This is a genomic window from Weizmannia sp. FSL K6-3076 (assembly GCF_038007245.1).
Taxonomy (GTDB): Bacteria; Bacillota; Bacilli; order Bacillales; family Bacillaceae_C; genus Weizmannia; species Weizmannia faecalis.
Map to the genome: position 1 here is coordinate 3,555,180 of NZ_JBBOWU010000001.1, position 17,314 is coordinate 3,572,493.

A 17,314-nucleotide genomic window follows, 5' to 3' on the forward strand; every position below is an offset into this window, starting at 1 on the left:
AAAATTTTTTTATGTCAATTGAAGCAGGCAGCAAGTTACAAGGTAAAGTAACAGGCATCACGCATTTCGGGGCTTTCGTCGAATTGCCGGAGGGCTCAACCGGGCTGGTTCATATCAGTGAAGTTGCTGATAACTATGTAAAAGATATTCATGACCATTTAAAAGTCGGCGATATCGTTGAAGTAAAGGTGCTGAATGTCGAAAAAGACGGGAAAATCGGTTTGTCGATCCGCAAGGCGAAAGACCAGGCGCAGCAATCCCAATCCCAGTCCCATTCCCATCGGCCGCAAAGGCATGGCCGGGGAAATAACCGCGGAAAAGAAGATTTTGAATCCAAAATGGCGCGCTTTTTGAAAGACAGTGAAGATCGCCTGTCTTCGCTCAAACGAAATACAGAATCGAAACGCGGCGGCCGCGGCGCGAGAAGAGGCTAACTTGCTGTCTAGTTGACTCATATATCCGTATCATTGCTTTTCATTGGAGGGCGGAACCGGTTCAAACAGAAATGTTTGTCGGATCCGCTTTTTCTTTTTGCTGTTTCGGACAAAAATCGCCGAATCACACGAAAAAAACCGGCCTTTAACGGGCCGGTTTTTTCAAAACGAATATAGCGGCGGAGGGGATCGAACCCCCGACCTCACGGGTATGAACCGTACGCTCTAGCCAGCTGAGCTACGCCGCCATGGCTTAAATGAAAAAGCACATTTTCTATAATAACGGCACTGCACCCATTTGTCAACTTCTCTTTTTGAAAAAAATTGTAAAATGCATCGCATATTTGTGGAAAAAGTCGAACTTTTCTTTGGCGTTGCATTGGAATTTTGACAAACTTTTAAAACTTGTCCTTTTATAATTGCTTGTATCAAAGTGATGAGGGGGAGTTTATGATGAATTTGGGGAAAGTTGAGCGGGGAATGATCGAGCAGGGGGGCCATGTGGATCTTGAGGAAACAAAAAAAGAGTTTGCGAAAGGGTGGAAGCAGCTCCGGGGGAAATTTGAATCGTTGTTTATCCAAAAAGGCATCAGCCTTTTGATCATCGGCTTTTTGCTGGGAAGGGCCCTTATTTTGTCCCATTTTACGCCGTTTGCATTGCCGTTTTTCGCAGCTGTCTATGTGATGAAACGGGATAAGGCGCCCATCACGCTGCTCGGCCTCACTGCGGGCGGATTAACATTATCCGTTGCGAACGGGATGTACACGCTGGCTTCGACCATCCTCTTTATTCTTGTATTCAGGTTGTTCGGCAAATACCATAAAGAGGAAACACGGGTGCTGCCCTTTTACATCTTTGCTGTCTCGCTCGTTTCAAAATGCGCTTATCTTTATCTTCAGCAGCAGTTCCAGCTCTCTTTTTATGACGGCCTGATGGCGGGTGTGGAATCGTGCTTAACCTTTATCCTTACCATGATATTTATGCAAAGCATTCCAATCTTATCACAAACAAGGCGAAAAAAAACATTAAAGACGGAGGAAGTCGTCAGCCTCATCATTGTGCTCGCGTCCGTTTTGACCGGGACAATCGGCTGGACGGTGAACGGGCTGTCCGTCGAGCATATTTTTTCGCGCTATCTTGTCCTGCTGTTTGCGTTTGTCGGCGGTGCGACGGTCGGTTCCACTGTCGGGGTTGTGACCGGCCTCATTTTCAGCCTCGCCAACGTGTCCAGCTTTTATCAAATGAGCCTGCTTGCGTTCGCAGGGCTCCTGTGCGGATTGTTAAAAGAAGGGAAGCGTGGGGGTGCTGCTGCCGGGATGCTTGTTGCCACCCTGCTGATTACGATGTACGGCGATGCCGGGGCGTCTTTAAGCGCTGCGCTGTATGAAACATGCGTGAGCATTGCCCTTTTCTTTTTAACGCCGTCCCCGTTTACGGCCAAAATGGCGCGGCATATCCCGGGGACAGCCGAATATATGAAGGAGCAGCAGCAATATTTAAGGAAAGTGCGCGATGTGACGGTTCACCGCGTGGAGCAGTTCTCGTCCGTTTTTCAGGCGCTGTCCAAAAGCTTTTCGCAGTATGACCATACGAAAGAAGAGGAGGACCGCGAACGGGATCTGGATTATTTTTTCAGCAATGTCACGGAACGGACATGCCAGACCTGCTTCAAAAAAGAGCAGTGCTGGGCGAAAAACTTTGATAAGACATATGATTTGATGAAAATGACGATGGAGGACCTGAGTGAAAGGGACGGAGCGGTTTCGAGGCGTGTCCATCGCGAATTGGAGAAACATTGTGTCAGGGCCCAAAAAGTGGAAGAGGCGATCAACCAGGAATTGACGTTTTACCAGGCCAATCAAAAGTTCAAAAAAATGATCAAAGAAAGCCGGAAAATCGTCGCAGAACAGCTGCAGGGCGTTTCGGAAGTCATGGGGGATTTTGCAAAGGAAATTCAGCGGGAGCGCGAGAACCATCAGCGGCAGGAAGAAATGATTCTTGAGTCATTACAGGACTTCGGGCTCGATATTGACCAGGTGGAAATTTACAGCCTGGAGTCGGGCAATATTGACATTGATATAACCTTGCCGCAGTACAGTGGCTATGGCGAATGCGAAAAGATCATCGCGCCAATGCTTTCCGATATATTAGGGGAAACAATTGTTGTCCAGAAAGAAGAGTTCGGTTCGCAGTCGGGCGGGCTTGGCTATGTGACATTCCGTTCGGCAAGGGCGTTTGTCGTCGACACTGGTGTGGCGCATGCCGCAAAAGGAGGCGGTTTTATATCCGGTGACAGTTATTCAATGATCGAGCTTGGCTCAAGAAAGTATGCCATTGCCATCAGTGACGGCATGGGAAACGGCGAGCGCGCCCATCACGAAAGCAATGAGACACTGAGGCTTTTGCGGCAGATTTTGGAATCGGGCATAGAAGAAAAAATTGCGATCAAATCGGTGAACTCCATTCTGGCGCTGAGGACGCAGGAAGAAGTGTTTTCCACGCTTGATCTGGCGATGATCGACCTGCAGGATGCAAGCAGCAAATTTTTAAAAATCGGATCGACGCCGAGTTTTATCAAACGCGGCGATAAAGTGATCAAAATTGAATCCGGGAATTTGCCGATGGGCATGATCCAGGAATTTGATGTGGATGTCGTTTCCCGGCAGCTGAAAGCCGGCGATATTTTAATCATGATGAGTGACGGGATTTTGGAAGGCCCGCGTTACATTGAAAACCCGGAATTATGGATTAAGCGGAAAATCCGGGAGCTGGAAACGGAAAATCCCCAGGAAATTGCCGACCTGCTCATAGAAGAAGTGATCCGTTCGCGATCCGGTTTAATTGAAGATGATATGACGGTCGTCGTTGCAAAAATCAAACACAATACGCCGAAATGGGCGGCCATCCCGGTCAGCAAAGGGAAAAAAATGATCTCTTAGATGCCGTGCCACACTGAATGCGATACGTGCTGAAACGGCCGGGCCGAAACGGCGGCTGCAAGCAGAAACAGCGCACGTGTCCACGATCAGCTAAAAATGCGGTACGGAAAGGATAAAATTGAATATTCAGGCGGGGCACCTATGCTAAAGAGTGCAGGGCGGGCAAAAGGGTGAACATCAGCCGCCGCACATTTTCAGGACAGAAGCCTGTGCCGCAATGAATGCGGCAACAGGAGAAAAGGAATGAACATCAACGGGCACCATTTTTCAGGATAGAAAAGGAGGCGGGCGGCCGGATAAGGGAATTTCGTTAGGATTGGAACGTTTGCTTGATAAAGCGCCCGAATTTCAGGCGGGCACTTTACAAGCGAAGATATGTCTGAAAAGCGGGAATTAAATAGAAGAAGCGGAAGGCAACGGTATATATTTTCTCCCGATTGTCGATGATGGTAAAAACGCAAGAAATGCCGTCAATGACAAGGAGGAGAAAAGATGAATGCAGGCACTTTAAAACAAATTTTGCTGATTACGGACGGATGTTCAAACCAAGGGGGTGATCCGGCTGCAGCTGCGGCACTGGCAAGGGAAGCAGGCATAACCATTAATGTAATTGGCGTCATGGAACGGGATATCATTGATGAAAAAGGGGCAGCGGAAATTCAAAATATCGCCATGTCAGGGGGCGGCGTCAGCCAGATCGTATATACGAAACAATTATCGCAAACTGTGCAAATGGTCACACGGAAAGCGATGACCCAGACGATTCAGGGAATCGTGAACAAGGAATTAAAACACATTTTGGGAAGTAACGGATCCATTGAAGCACTGCCGCCTGAAAAACGCGGCGATGTGTTGGAGGTGGTGGATGAGCTGGGGGAAACAGTGGATTTGGACATTCTTGTGCTCGTCGATACAAGCGCAAGCATGAAACCGAAGCTTGAGACGGTAAAAGAAGCTTTGCTTGATTTGTCTTTAAGCCTGAATGCGCGGATGGGAAATAACCAATTTTCAGTTTTTATATTTCCTGGGAAAAGGAAAGAGACGGAGAAACTGCTTGACTGGACACCGAAACTGGAATCGCTGGCGGCAATATTTCCGAAACTGCAGACAGGCGGGATTACGCCGACAGGGCCGGCCATTCATGAGGCGATCCGCCATTTTGACCGGAAAAGGAAGCTGAGGGGATATCATACGCATGATGACGGACAATACTTTGAAGAATCCATTTAATGATCCGCCGGGTACGGTTGTGACGGGGAAATGGCATAAAAACCGGTACAGATTGCTAAAGCGCCTTGGGGCCGGTGCAAATGGCGCTGTATATCTGGCGGAATCGGCGGCCGGTCCGGTTGCATTAAAAGCCGGTGTGAGCACTGCCCAGGTGGCCTCCGAGTCCAGCGTACTAAAAACCATATCCAAGGCCCGGGGGCAGTCCCTCGGGCCTTCCTTTTTGGAAGCGGATGACTGGGAACGCGGGCGGGAGGTCATTCCCTTTTATGTCATGGAATATATAGAAGGCCCGGACCTGCTTTCCTTTGTTTCCGGGAAAGGTTTTTCCTGGGCGGCAGTGCTTGTGATCCAGCTTCTTTCCGATTTGCAGCATTTGCATGAACAGGGATGGATTTTCGGGGATTTGAAGCCCGAAAACTTGCTGGTCGGGACGCCTGGAAACAGGATCCGCTGCATTGACCCGGGCGGGATGACAAAGATCGGGCGTTCTGTAAAAGAATTTACGGAGTTTTTTGACAGGGGTTACTGGGGGTTGGGATCGCGGAAAGCCGAGCCCTCCTATGATTTGTTTTCCGCCGCAATGGTGATGATCAATCTCGCTTATCCGAACCGGTTTTTAAAAAAACAGGCAAATGGCTTCCCGCAGCTGATGGCGGCGGTCAGGCAACATGCCGGGCTGTGCAAATTTGAGGCGGTGCTGCGGAAAGCGCTGGGGGGTGGATACCAGACAGCTTTTGAAATGAGGCAGGACATGCTTATGCTGCTGACTTCGCATAGAGAAAAGAAGAAAGCCAAAACAACGCACAGGCCGGAAAAATCAAAACTCGGACAGTCGCGGGCAAAAAGACGGAGGTTTAGAAAATTTAAAAAGTTCATGGCTGCCATGATGATCATCTTGATGATCTCTGTGTTATACTGGTATTATACTTACGGACAAATCAGCATCCCTTTTTAAATATCCACAAATTTATGCCGGAAAAATGCGGCGGCCTCCTAATCCGGGATTACAGCATGGCCGAAAATAAGTGCGCAGCGACAACGAGCGCAGCACTGGCAAGGATGGCAAGTCTATGCTTTTTTCAGGACGGGCGCCTTTTTATAAAGAAAGCATAAATTTCCGGCCGTTTGCCTTATGATGAAAATGCTATATAAAATGAACAAAATATTGCCGCTCTGTTGCCTGCCGCAAAAAGTAGTTCTCGTAGAAATCGATGGTCGGGCTTGATGGAAAAACTGAAGTTCCTTTTTATAGCGCAAATTTTACGCAAACGTCCATGCAAGCAAAAGGATGGAAATGAATATTCAGGATAAATACACCGGCACAAATTCTTTAAAGCAGAATATGTTTAGAAATTTGGAAATGCCCATGTTACAATGGAAATAACAAAACGGTACCGAAAAGGACAGGTTTTATGCTCGCATTTGAGGACAATGTATTCCATTTTATCAGGAAACACAGGCTGATTGAGGCGGGAGACCATTTGCTCGTAGCGGTTTCCGGCGGGCCGGATTCACTTGCGCTCCTCCACTTTCTCACTTCGCGAAGGGAGCGCTTCCGTGTAAAGATAACAGCCGCTCATGTTAACCATATGCTAAGGGGGGAAGCGTCCTGTAAAGACCTTTTGTTTGTCAAAAGCTTTTGCGAATCTCACCGTATCGGTTGTGAAACGGCAGAAATCCCGGTGCTGGAAAAAGCGAAGGAAGAAGGCCTTGGCATTGAAGAAGCAGCGAGAAAATACCGGTATGCTTTTCTCGCTGAAGCAATGGAGAAAACCGGCGCCAATAAAGTTGTATTAGGCCACCACGGCGATGACCAGATGGAAACGGTACTGATGCGGCTTACAAGGGGCGCAGGCGGAAAGGGAAGGGCAGGCATTCCGTTTCGCCGGCCGTTTGCAAAGGGAGAAATCATCCGTCCGCTATTGGGCACGGCCAAAAAAGAAATCATAGATTACTGCGCCCATTATCATCTCGAACCACGCACCGATGAAAGCAACGCATCCCCCGACTTTGCAAGAAACCGGTTTCGTGCGTCCGTCCTGCCTTTTCTAAAGAAAGAAAACCCGCGGGCCCATTTGCATTTTCAAAGATTCAGCGAAGAGCTTTTGGAAGATGAAATCTATCTTTACGGGCTGGCGCAGGAAAAATTAAAGCAGATGGCGGAAACAGGGTCCGGAACTTGCACGCTCGATCTCCGGAAGTTCAAAGGGATGCCTATGCCTTTACAAAGGCGGGTGATTCATCTAATATTAAAATATCTTTACAATGAAGACATAAAAGACGTCACAGCGATACATACAGATGCCGTTTTAAAACTGGCTTCAGGCTCCAATCCGTCCGGGAGCGCCGATCTCCCCGGCGGCTTAAAGGCTGTAAGGGACTACGGGCGCATGGCCTTTTCTTTTGGGCGCCGCCCCGCCCGTTCTGCATATCAATATGTCTTGGATGAAGGGATGAAGATTGATCTGCCGAACGGGTATACGATAAAGCTTGTAAAAAGCAAAATTTCATATTCATCCCTGCCAAAGAATATGCTATTATTACACATAAACGACACTTCTCTCCCCCTTATTGTCCGTACAAGGAAACCGGGGGACAGAATTGAAGCAAAAGGACTAAATGGTTCAAAAAAGGTAAAAGATATATTTATTGATGAGAAAATTTCAAAGCCGGAGCGGGATTTGTGGCCGGTTGTAACCGATTCAAAAGGGAACATCCTGTGGCTTCCGAATCTGAAAAAAGCAAAGTTTGAATCCGGGCTTATTTTACCTGATGAAACCTACTATGTCGTGCACTATTGTAAGCAAACAACTTCTAGGGGGCAATCGCAAGATGAATCAGGATATTGAAAAAATCCTCATTACAGAAGAGGAAGTCCAGCGAAAAGTAAAGGAATTGGGGGAGCAGCTGACGAAAGAGTATGATGGCAGATTTCCGCTTGCGATCGGGGTATTAAAAGGCGCCATGATGTTTATGGCCGATCTTGTCAAGCATATGGATACATATTTGGAAATGGATTTTATGGACGTATCGAGCTACGGGAATTCTACTGTTTCATCCGGAGAAGTCAAAATCTTAAAAGACTTGGATACCTCGGTGGAAGGGCGCGATGTCCTGATTATCGAAGACATTATTGACAGCGGGATGACGCTCAGTTACCTGGTTGAATTGTTCCGCTACCGGAAAGCAAAATCCATTAAAATCGTCACATTGCTCGACAAACCATCGGGTCGGAAAGCGGACATCCAGGCTGACTATGTCGGATTCATTGTCCCGGATGAATTCGTTGTCGGATACGGCCTTGACTATGCGGAAAAATACCGCAACCTTCCGTATATCGGCATCCTGAAGCCAGCTGTTTATACCCATGAGGGGGAGTAAGAATTCCGAAAAAAGAGGACTATCATTGTGAAATTCAGGCTATATGTATGGAAAAGCAAACGGTCTGTGAAAAAAAGATGAAAAACGGGTGCAAAATATTGTTAAATTAAAAACCACTATAGTACTATTGAATATAGTTTTTTAAGACCGTGGGAGGAGGTAAGGAATGAATCGGATCTTCAGAAATACAATTTTCTACGTATTATTATTTGTCGTCCTGATCGGGATCGTAAGTTTTTTTAACCGCAGCAGCGAAACGACGGAAACGATATCCTATGATCAATTTGTTTCTTATTTGGATAATGGCAGTGTAAAGAGTATAACAACGCAGCCTTCAAGGGGCGTTTATGAGATCCGGGGCCTGCTGAAAGACGGCAATAAACAGTTTATTACGTATGTTATGGATGACCAGGCCATGCTGAACCGGATCGATAAAGCGGCGCACGATCAAAAAGTGAAAGTCGATGTCCTCCAGGCAAAAGAAACGAATGGATGGGTTTCTTTCCTGACATCCATTATTCCGTTTGTGATTATTTTCATTCTGTTCTTCTTCCTGATGAACCAGGCACAGGGCGGGGGCGGCCGTGTCATGAATTTCGGGAAGAGCAAAGCAAGGCTTTACAATGACGACAAAAAGAAAGTCCGTTTCCGTGACGTTGCCGGCGCGGATGAAGAGAAACAGGAACTTGTCGAAGTCGTCGAATTCTTAAAAGATCCACGCAAGTTTTCCGAACTGGGTGCCCGTATCCCGAAAGGCGTACTGCTTGTCGGGCCTCCGGGAACCGGTAAAACATTGCTGGCAAGGGCAGTTGCAGGTGAAGCAGGCGTTCCTTTCTTCTCCATCAGCGGTTCTGATTTTGTCGAAATGTTTGTCGGTGTCGGTGCAAGCCGGGTTCGTGATTTATTTGAAAACGCGAAAAAGAACGCGCCTTGTATTATCTTTATTGATGAAATTGACGCAGTCGGGCGCCAGCGTGGTGCAGGGCTCGGCGGCGGCCATGATGAACGTGAACAGACGTTGAACCAGCTGCTCGTTGAAATGGACGGATTTAGCGCCAATGAAGGAATCATTATTATTGCGGCAACAAACCGCCCGGATATTCTTGATCCTGCGCTTCTGCGGCCGGGACGCTTTGACCGTCAGATTACGGTTGACCGACCGGATGTCCACGGGCGTGAAGCTGTGCTGCGTGTCCATGCGCGCAATAAGCCGCTTGACCCGTCCGTCGATTTAAAAGCGATTGCCCAACGGACACCAGGTTTTTCCGGAGCCGATCTGGAAAACCTGCTTAATGAAGCAGCGTTGATTGCGGCAAGGGCTTCCAAGAAAAAAATTGACATGCAGGATATTGATGAAGCGACAGACCGCGTCATTGCCGGACCGGCGAAAAAGAGCCGGGTCATTTCGGAAAAAGAACGCAATATTGTGGCCTTCCATGAATCCGGGCATACCGTTATCGGGCTTGTGCTCGATGAAGCGGAAATTGTCCAGAAAGTGACCATTGTGCCGCGCGGACAGGCCGGCGGGTACGCGATGATGGTACCGAAAGAAGACCGTTATTTCATGACAAAACCAGAATTGCTCGATAAGATTACGGGGCTTCTCGGCGGCCGTGTATCCGAAGAAATTACGTTCGGTGAAGTGTCAACGGGCGCATCCAACGACTTTGAACGCGCAACCGGCATTGCGAGAAGGATGGTAACTGAATTTGGGATGAGCGATAAGCTTGGCCCTCTCCAGTTCGGGTCTTCGCAAGGCCAGGTATTTTTGGGCAGAGATATTAACAATGACCAAAATTATTCCGATAAAATTGCCTACGAAATTGATACAGAGATTCAAAATATCATTAAAACCTGTTATGAACGGGCACGGCAGATCTTGCTTGAACACCGCGATAAGCTGGAACTGATCGCAAAAACGCTGCTTGAAGTGGAAACATTGGATGCAAAACAAATCAAGCATCTGTTTGAACATGGCACGTTGCCTGAACAGCCTGCGAAATCCCAGGATCCGGCTGAAATCGGTGGAACCGAGCCGCGCGTGAACCTGCAGTCGAAGCAGGGCGGCATCAAAGAAGTGGATCCGGGTGCCGGAAATAATTCGGATACCGGGATGCCAGATGAAAAACGGCCGGGGAAACTGGGACCATCAAGACCGGCAGATGATGATCAACTTTGATAGGTTGCAAATCATTTAAAAAAGCACCGTCTGAAAAAAAAGGCGGTGCTTTTTTATGGCTAGGGAACCAAATGAAAGCATTCTCTAAATCACGGAGATTATGGTATGATGGTTGCATAAAAACTAACAGAAAAACAAAGTGGTGAGCATAATGTTATTGGTGATCGATGTGGGGAATACAAACATTGTATTAGGTGTATACGATAAAGATGAACTAAAATATCATTGGCGCATTCAAACCGTCCGGGATAAAACGGAGGATGAATACGGCATGTCTATGAAAGCCTTGTTCCGCCATGTCGGCATTCACTTTAAAGATATTACCGGCATTATTATTTCTTCTGTGGTGCCCCCGATTATGTACGCACTGGAGCGGATGTGCAGCAAATATTTCCATGTTTCGCCGCTTATCGTCGGCCCAGGGGTGAAAACAGGGCTCGACATCAAATACGATAATCCGCGTGAGGTGGGGGCGGACCGGATTGTCAATGCGGTCGCCGGCATCCACGAATACGGCAGCCCGTTAATTATTGTCGACTTCGGGACAGCAACCACTTACTGTTATATTAACGAGGAAAAGCAGTATATGGGGGGAGCGATTGCACCGGGCATCAGCATCTCAGCGGAAGCCCTGTACTCGAGAGCAGCCAAACTGCCCCGGATAGAAATCGCGAGCCCGGATGATATTATTGGCCGGAACACCGTTAGTGCCATGCAGGCAGGCATTGTTTTCGGCTATGTCGGACAGGTTGAAGGTATCGTGTCCCGGATGAAAGCAAAAAGTAAAAAAGACCCGGTCGTCATTGCAACAGGCGGGCATGCACCCCTCATTGCAAAAGAATCAAAAAGCATTGATATCGTCGACCAATTTTTGACTTTAAAAGGGTTGCACTTGATTTATAACCGAAACTTACAGCATTAAAGGAGGATTTTTCTTTTGGCGGATTATTTAATTAAAGCATTAGCGTATGACGGGCAGGTCCGGGCATACGCTGCGGAAACAACGGAAACCGTTGGAGAAGCCCAACGGAGGCACTACACTTGGCCGACAGCTTCCGCCGCGCTGGGCAGAACGTTGACAGCGGGGGCGATGATGGGGGCCATGCTGAAGGGGGATGAAAAAATTACGATCAAAGTGGAAGGCGGCGGACCGATCGGTGTCATTCTGGTAGACGCGAATGCACACGGGGAAGTCCGGGGCTATGTTACCAATCCGCAAACCCATTTTGATTTAAACAAAAAAGGAAAGCTGGATGTCCGGCGTGCAGTCGGGACAGATGGGACGCTTACCGTTGTAAAAGATCTCGGGCTTCGTGAGAATTTTTCAGGCCAGGTTCCGCTTGTATCCGGCGAGCTCGGCGAAGATTTTACGTATTATTTTGCCGCTTCCGAACAAGTGCCATCTGCAGTCGGTGTCGGTGTGCTGGTTAATCCCGACAACACGATTCTGGCTTCCGGCGGGTTTATCATCCAGTTGATGCCGGGAACAGACGAGAAAGTCATCTCGGAAATTGAAAATAAAATTTCTGATACCGCCCCGATTTCCGACCTTATCCGCCAGGGGCTTTCGCCGGAAGAAATATTGGCAAATCTGCTCGGCGAAGAAAATGTGCAGATATTGGAGAAAATGGCAGTACGGTTTGAATGCACCTGCTCCAAAGAAAAATTTGCTTCTGCTATGATCGGCCTCGGCAAACAGGAGCTCAGGGACATGATCGAGGAAGACGGGCAAGCTGAAGCCGTCTGCCATTTCTGTCGTGAAAAATACCATTTTAGCCGTGAAGATCTGGAACAAATGCTGGAAGAAGCAAAGGGGTAAGGCGAAAGCCGTGAGGGCAGGATGATTTTCGGCAAAACGGCCTTCCTTTTCAGATGAATGCGGGCCCCTTGAGCGCGAATGGGCAACTTTTAACCAAGTTGTCTAATCGGGGCTGGCCTGTTTGATTGACGGAAGCTTGCCCCCGTCCCGTTGCAATAGCCGTCGCTTGATCAAGAAGCCCAGCGTCAGTGGCTAAAAAAGCGATATTGCCGGCATTGTTTCTTAGGCACTTTGTCATAGAATAGCAAGGCATTTTGGTTGACAATTGCGTAAAAAGATGTTAATTTTTAGATATTAAACCAATAAAAATACTCGGAATATGGGGTGGATGATTTTGGCAAAGTATGTGAACTCTGTTGCTGAATTGGTCGGCAACACACCGGTTGTAAAAGTAAACCGTCTGACAAATGAAAATGATGCAGAAGTGTATTTGAAGCTGGAATATTTCAATCCGGCCAGCAGTGTAAAAGACCGGATTGCCCTCGCGATGATTGAAGACGCTGAACAAAAAGGACGCTTAAAACCGGGCGACACCATTGTTGAACCGACAAGCGGCAACACGGGAATCGGGCTTGCCATGATTGCGGCTGCAAAAGGATACAAAGCTGTCATTGTCATGCCGGAAACAATGAGTATGGAACGTCGCAGCCTACTGCGTGCATACGGGGCAAAGCTTGTTTTAACCCCGGGCTCTGAAGGCATTAAAGGCGCAGTAAATAAAGCGGAACAACTCGTGAAAGAAAACGGCTATTTTATGCCACAGCAATTCAAAAACCCGGCCAACCCGGAAATCCACCGTTTGACAACCGGTAAAGAAATCATTGAACAAATGGGAGATCAGCTCGATGCTTTTGTTGCCGGCGTCGGCACCGGCGGAACGATTACAGGGGCTGGCCAGGCGCTGCGCGAAGCTTATCCAGGTATCAAAATTTATGCTGTTGAACCGGATGACTCCCCGCTGTTGTCTGAAGGCAAACCGGGCCCGCACAAAATTCAAGGTATCGGCACCAACTTTGTCCCTGAAACACTTGATAAAGAAATTTACGATGAAATTATCCGTGTCACAACGGATCAGGCTTTCAAAGCGGCAAAAGATACAGCGGCAAAAGAAGGCATTCTCGGCGGGATTTCTTCCGGTGCTGCCGTTTACGCTGCCCTTGAAGTGGCGAAAAAACTCGGCAAAGGCAAAAAAGTGCTTGCCATCATTCCGGATACCGGCGAACGCTATTTGAGCACCCCGCTTTACCAGTTTGAAGATTAAAAACGATAAAACCCGCGGAGAAACGCCCCGCGGGTTTTTCTTTTCACAGCCTATCTATGCTGGTTTGAAACGCCAGCCTCTAGTTGGCATCCGGCAGCTTTTTTAGTAGGGCGCCCGGGGTGATCCCGGATCTGCTCCAGCGACCCACATCTTTGTATTCCGTATTAATCGATGGCCGCGGATGTGATAGACTATAATTATTGAACTGAAAAAGGGGAGAACAGCAGTTGAAGTGTGGTTCGTTTACGTTCGATTTTACCCGTAAAACCTATGTAATGGGCATATTAAATGTAACGCCCGATTCTTTTTCGGACGGAGGGAATTTTTTTCAGCCTGAGAAAGCGGTGGAACATGCGTATCAGATGGTAGAGGACGGTGCCGATCTGCTCGATATTGGCGGAGAGTCGACAAGGCCGGGGCATCAGCCGGTGTCAGCAGAGGAAGAACTGGAGAGAATCTTGCCGGTCATTCACGCGGTGGCAGGAAAAATCCAGGCGCCGCTTTCTGTCGATACGTATAAAGCGAGAACTGCGGAAGAAGCAATAAAAGCAGGCGCACATATCATCAATGATGTATGGGGGGCAAAACGGGATCCGGAAATCGCCGATGTTGCCGCACAGTACAACGTTCCGATTATTTTAATGCATAACCGCGAAAAGCCGCAGTATGAACATTTTATGCGGGACTGTCTGAACGACCTGTATGAAAGCATCACGATTGCAAAAAAAGCAGGCGTCGAGGACCGGCAAATCATCCTCGATCCGGGTATCGGGTTTGCGAAAGGTTTTCAGGAAGACATGGAAATGATGCGAAACCTCGACAAACTTGTTGGACTCGGCTATCCCGTTCTGCTTGCTGCCTCAAGGAAGCGCATGATCGGAAGCGTGCTCGGGCTGCCGACGGGCGAAAGAATGGAAGGCACTGGGGCGGTATGCTGCTTTGGCATCATGAAAGGCTGCCATATGGTCCGTGTCCACGATGTAAAACCTGTAAGCAGAATGGTGAAAATGATGGACGCCCTCGTCGGAAAAGGGGAACAGGATGGACAAAATTTATATTCATGATATGGAATTTTACGGTTACCACGGCGTATTGCCCGAGGAAAATAAACTGGGCCAGCGCTTCCGTGTATCCATCGTGCTTGGTTTGGACTTAAAGCAGGCGGGCGAAACCGACCGGCTGGAAGAAACCGTCAGTTATGCGGATGTCTATGCATGCGTGAAAAAAATTGTTGAAGGGCAGCCTTTCAAGCTCCTTGAAGCTGTCGCAGAAAAACTGGCTGCTTCCATTCTCGCTTTATACGAAAAAGTTGCGGAAGTCACAGTCAAAGTAACCAAACCGGACCCGCCCATTCCCGGCCATTACAAGTCCGTTGCGGTCGAAATTACAAGGAGAAGAAAGAATGGATAATCTCGCTTATTTGGCACTCGGATCCAATATTGAACCGCGATTTGATTATCTTCAGCACGCCATCCGGTTACTTAGAAACAACCCGGACATAAAGGTTTGCAAAGTTTCATCCATTTATGAAACCAATCCTGTCGGTTACACCGAGCAGGGACAGTTTTTAAATATGGCTGTTCAAATTGAAACGCGGTTATCCCCTTTTGACCTGCTCGCTGCCTGCCTTGAGATTGAAAAAAAGTTACGGAGAAAAAGGGAAATTCATTGGGGACCGCGGACAATAGACCTTGACATTTTGTTGTATAATCAGGAAAATATGAAAACAGAGAATCTTACCATTCCGCACCCGCGCATGCATGAACGGGCATTTGTTTTGGTTCCCCTCGCGGAATTGGACCATGCACTTTGCGACCCTGTAACCAAAACCCCGTATGCGGAACTGCTGAAAAAGTGCACAGACAAAGATGGTGTCCGGCTGTGGAAACAGATCACAGGGGATACTGCTTTCTTGCCATAAAGGGTACCCCCGGGCATTTTAAACAACCCGGCGGCGGCTTTATACTGAAATACGGATTGGTGTATAACCGGTACGGAAACAACGACAGGCCATGTAACGGAGTACTGCCGGAGGAATCCCGGCAGTACTTGCTTGTATACATACAAAGAAAAAACCTGGTGAAAGGATGTCTGAACGCGAAAGATTGTGTACAATAATAGAGGTATACGTCTATAATGGCTAATGTTGGGCGGCAGAACCTTTCATACTTGAAGAGGGCGGAAAATAAGGAAAGGCGTCTTTCCTTTTCTATCATATTGGCCGGCATTTTTAACGATTGGAGGAAAAAAGATGAGTGGCGAAAATATAAATGAACAGTATCTGGTCCGGAAAGAAAAAATGGAGGCGCTCCGCGAAAAAGGGGTGGACCCGTTCGGCAAGCGTTTTGAACGGACAACCGACACGGAAGAATTAAAACAAAAATACGGCGAATGCACGGAAGAACAACTGGAAGAAAAAGAGATTCCAGTTGCCATTGCCGGGCGGATCATGACAAAACGGCGGAAAGGAAGGGCCGGGTTTGCCCATATCCAGGACTTGAAAGGGCAAATCCAGTTTTATATTCGCCAGGACGCAGTCGGCGAAGAACAGTACGAGTTATTCAAAAGCACGGACCTTGGCGACATTGTCGGGCTTAAAGGCACGGTTTTCCGGACAAAAGTGGGCGAATTGTCCGTCAAAGTCAAAGAATTTATTCTGTTAACAAAAGCGCTGCGCCCGTTGCCGGATAAATTCCACGGCCTGCGGGACATCGAGCAGCGGTACCGTCAGCGTTATCTCGACCTGATTATGAGTGAAGAAAGTAAAAACACGTTCATTACAAGAAGCCGCATTATCCAGTCCATCCGCAATTATTTGGACAAGAACGGCTATTTGGAAGTCGAAACGCCGATGATGCATGCCATTGCAGGTGGGGCGGCTGCACGGCCGTTTATCACCCATCACAATGCGCTCGATATCGACCTTTATATGCGGATTGCGATTGAACTCCACCTGAAACGGTTGATTGTCGGCGGGTTGGAAAAAGTCTATGAAATCGGCCGCGTTTTCCGCAATGAAGGAATCGATACCCGCCATAACCCGGAATTCACGATGCTTGAGCTGTACGAAGCATATGCGGATTTTAACGATATTATGCAGCTGACTGAAAACATGATTGTGCACACAGCAAAAGAAGTACTCGGCACCACCGCCATCCGGTACGGCGAACATGAAGTAAATCTTGAACCGGAATGGTGCCGCCTGCATATGGTCGATGCAATTAAAGAATATACGGGCGTCGACTTCTGGAATGTGACAAGCACCGAAGAAGCAAGGGCACTTGCAAAAGAACACCATATTGAAATCACGGAACATATGGAATACGGGCATATCGTCAATGAATTTTTCGAGCAAAGGGTAGAAGAAAAACTGATCCAGCCGACTTTCGTTTACGGGCACCCGGTCGAAATCTCGCCGCTTGCTAGAAAAAATGAAAAAGACCCGCGGTTTACAGACCGGTTTGAACTGTTCATTGTCGGCCGTGAACATGCCAATGCCTTCACCGAACTGAATGACCCGATCGACCAGCGCGAACGTTTCGTGAACCAGCTGAAAGAGCGCGAGCAGGGGAATGACGAAGCGCACCAAATGGATGAAGACTTTATTGAAGCATTGGAATACGGCATGCCGCCAACAGGAGGACTCGGCATCGGCGTTGACCGGCTTGTCATGTTGCTGACCAATGCCCCGTCTATCCGGGACGTGCTGCTCTTCCCATTAATGAAAAGCAGGGATTAAGCAAAGCAAAACTTACAAAAAGCAGCGGGGCAGGAACCGCTGCTTTTTGAAAACATTATTTTAATATAATATTAACGTTCAAGTGGCCAGTTTCTTGGGAATGGATGTTTGTTATGGCCAACCATAAGCTTTTTTCCTGCTTTGGTGAAAGGAAGCAGGCTTCAGCTTGTTTGAAAAATAAATGGCGAAAAACTATTGCATTCGTGCCAAATGCATGGTATAGTAATATTCGTTGGCTAATTAAATGCCTACTGAAATACAGATTTGAAAAAGTTGTTGACAATAGTATTCGTTTGTAGTAGAATATTAAAGTCGCTTAGAAAGCAACACA

General features: G+C 47.8%; 14 protein-coding genes and 1 tRNA gene. 14 read left to right on the top strand and 1 reads right to left on the bottom strand.

The genetic code is table 11. The features are described 5' to 3' along the window. Window positions 1–11 precede the first annotated feature (11 nt). The gene (locus NSS95_RS16840) at window positions 12–434 is read left to right on the top strand and encodes a S1 domain-containing RNA-binding protein (RefSeq protein ID WP_340714037.1); all 423 of its coding nucleotides are present in this window, start codon (window positions 12–14) and stop codon (window positions 432–434) included. Between the two features lie 174 nt (window positions 435–608). Here the strand turns inward: NSS95_RS16840 and NSS95_RS16845 are convergent. After that, window positions 609–682, bottom strand: a tRNA-Met gene (locus NSS95_RS16845). 205 nt (window positions 683–887) lie between these two features. Here NSS95_RS16845 and spoIIE point away from each other — a divergent pair. From spoIIE to lysS, 13 genes are all read left to right on the top strand, one after another. Beyond that, complete coding sequence (gene spoIIE / locus NSS95_RS16850) at window positions 888–3,374, top strand: stage II sporulation protein E (RefSeq protein WP_013858017.1); 2,487 nt, start codon at window positions 888–890, stop codon at window positions 3,372–3,374. A gap of 492 nt (window positions 3,375–3,866) precedes the next feature. Beyond that, a complete protein-coding gene (locus NSS95_RS16855) occupies window positions 3,867–4,604 on the top strand; it encodes a VWA domain-containing protein (RefSeq protein WP_013858018.1) in 738 nt (245 codons plus the stop codon). Beyond that, entirely contained in the window at window positions 4,570–5,559 is a 990-nt protein-coding gene (locus NSS95_RS16860; protein ID WP_340714038.1) for a serine/threonine protein kinase, read from the top strand. Before NSS95_RS16855 ends, NSS95_RS16860 begins: the two co-directional genes overlap by 35 nt. Window positions 5,560–6,016: 457 nt before the next feature. Further along, entirely contained in the window at window positions 6,017–7,453 is a 1,437-nt protein-coding gene (gene tilS / locus NSS95_RS16865; protein WP_035183011.1) for a tRNA lysidine(34) synthetase TilS, read from the top strand. Further along, complete coding sequence (hpt, locus tag NSS95_RS16870; protein WP_014096553.1) at window positions 7,437–7,985, top strand: hypoxanthine phosphoribosyltransferase; 549 nt, start codon at window positions 7,437–7,439, stop codon at window positions 7,983–7,985. The genes tilS and hpt overlap by 17 nt, the downstream gene beginning before the upstream one ends. A gap of 166 nt (window positions 7,986–8,151) precedes the next feature. Further along, window positions 8,152–10,164, top strand: coding sequence for an ATP-dependent zinc metalloprotease FtsH (gene ftsH, locus NSS95_RS16875; protein WP_014096552.1), 2,013 nt, complete (start codon window positions 8,152–8,154; stop codon window positions 10,162–10,164). A gap of 151 nt (window positions 10,165–10,315) precedes the next feature. Continuing rightward, a complete protein-coding gene (locus NSS95_RS16880; RefSeq protein WP_017553409.1) occupies window positions 10,316–11,086 on the top strand; it encodes a type III pantothenate kinase in 771 nt (256 codons plus the stop codon). 15 nt (window positions 11,087–11,101) lie between these two features. After that, on the top strand, window positions 11,102–11,983 hold the full coding sequence (gene hslO / locus NSS95_RS16885) for an Hsp33 family molecular chaperone HslO (RefSeq protein ID WP_017550859.1): 882 nt from the start codon (window positions 11,102–11,104) through the stop codon (window positions 11,981–11,983). A gap of 334 nt (window positions 11,984–12,317) precedes the next feature. Beyond that, window positions 12,318–13,244 (top strand): cysteine synthase A, encoded by a 927-nt coding sequence (gene cysK / locus NSS95_RS16890; protein ID WP_014096549.1) that lies wholly within the window; start codon window positions 12,318–12,320, stop codon window positions 13,242–13,244. A 227-nt stretch (window positions 13,245–13,471) separates the two neighbouring features. Continuing rightward, entirely contained in the window at window positions 13,472–14,308 is an 837-nt protein-coding gene (gene folP, locus NSS95_RS16895; RefSeq protein WP_014096548.1) for a dihydropteroate synthase, read from the top strand. Continuing rightward, a complete protein-coding gene (folB, locus tag NSS95_RS16900) occupies window positions 14,286–14,654 on the top strand; it encodes a dihydroneopterin aldolase (RefSeq protein ID WP_014096547.1) in 369 nt (122 codons plus the stop codon). Before folP ends, folB begins: the two co-directional genes overlap by 23 nt. Continuing rightward, the gene (folK, locus tag NSS95_RS16905; RefSeq protein ID WP_017550858.1) at window positions 14,647–15,165 is read left to right on the top strand and encodes a 2-amino-4-hydroxy-6-hydroxymethyldihydropteridine diphosphokinase; all 519 of its coding nucleotides are present in this window, start codon (window positions 14,647–14,649) and stop codon (window positions 15,163–15,165) included. Before folB ends, folK begins: the two co-directional genes overlap by 8 nt. Window positions 15,166–15,495: 330 nt before the next feature. Further along, a complete protein-coding gene (lysS, locus tag NSS95_RS16910) occupies window positions 15,496–16,983 on the top strand; it encodes a lysine--tRNA ligase (RefSeq protein WP_046721998.1) in 1,488 nt (495 codons plus the stop codon). Window positions 16,984–17,314 lie beyond the last annotated feature (331 nt).

Coding starts and splice junctions, on each gene's coding strand:
- NSS95_RS16840 (WP_340714037.1), top strand. CDS start 12: ATGTCAATTGAAGCAGGCAGCAAGTTACAAGGTAAAGTAACAGGCATC.
- spoIIE (WP_013858017.1), top strand. CDS start 888: ATGAATTTGGGGAAAGTTGAGCGGGGAATGATCGAGCAGGGGGGCCAT.
- NSS95_RS16855 (WP_013858018.1), top strand. CDS start 3,867: ATGAATGCAGGCACTTTAAAACAAATTTTGCTGATTACGGACGGATGT.
- NSS95_RS16860 (WP_340714038.1), top strand. CDS start 4,570: ATGATGACGGACAATACTTTGAAGAATCCATTTAATGATCCGCCGGGT.
- tilS (WP_035183011.1), top strand. CDS start 6,017: ATGCTCGCATTTGAGGACAATGTATTCCATTTTATCAGGAAACACAGG.
- hpt (WP_014096553.1), top strand. CDS start 7,437: ATGAATCAGGATATTGAAAAAATCCTCATTACAGAAGAGGAAGTCCAG.
- ftsH (WP_014096552.1), top strand. CDS start 8,152: ATGAATCGGATCTTCAGAAATACAATTTTCTACGTATTATTATTTGTC.
- NSS95_RS16880 (WP_017553409.1), top strand. CDS start 10,316: ATGTTATTGGTGATCGATGTGGGGAATACAAACATTGTATTAGGTGTA.
- folB (WP_014096547.1), top strand. CDS start 14,286: ATGGACAAAATTTATATTCATGATATGGAATTTTACGGTTACCACGGC.
- folK (WP_017550858.1), top strand. CDS start 14,647: ATGGATAATCTCGCTTATTTGGCACTCGGATCCAATATTGAACCGCGA.
- lysS (WP_046721998.1), top strand. CDS start 15,496: ATGAGTGGCGAAAATATAAATGAACAGTATCTGGTCCGGAAAGAAAAA.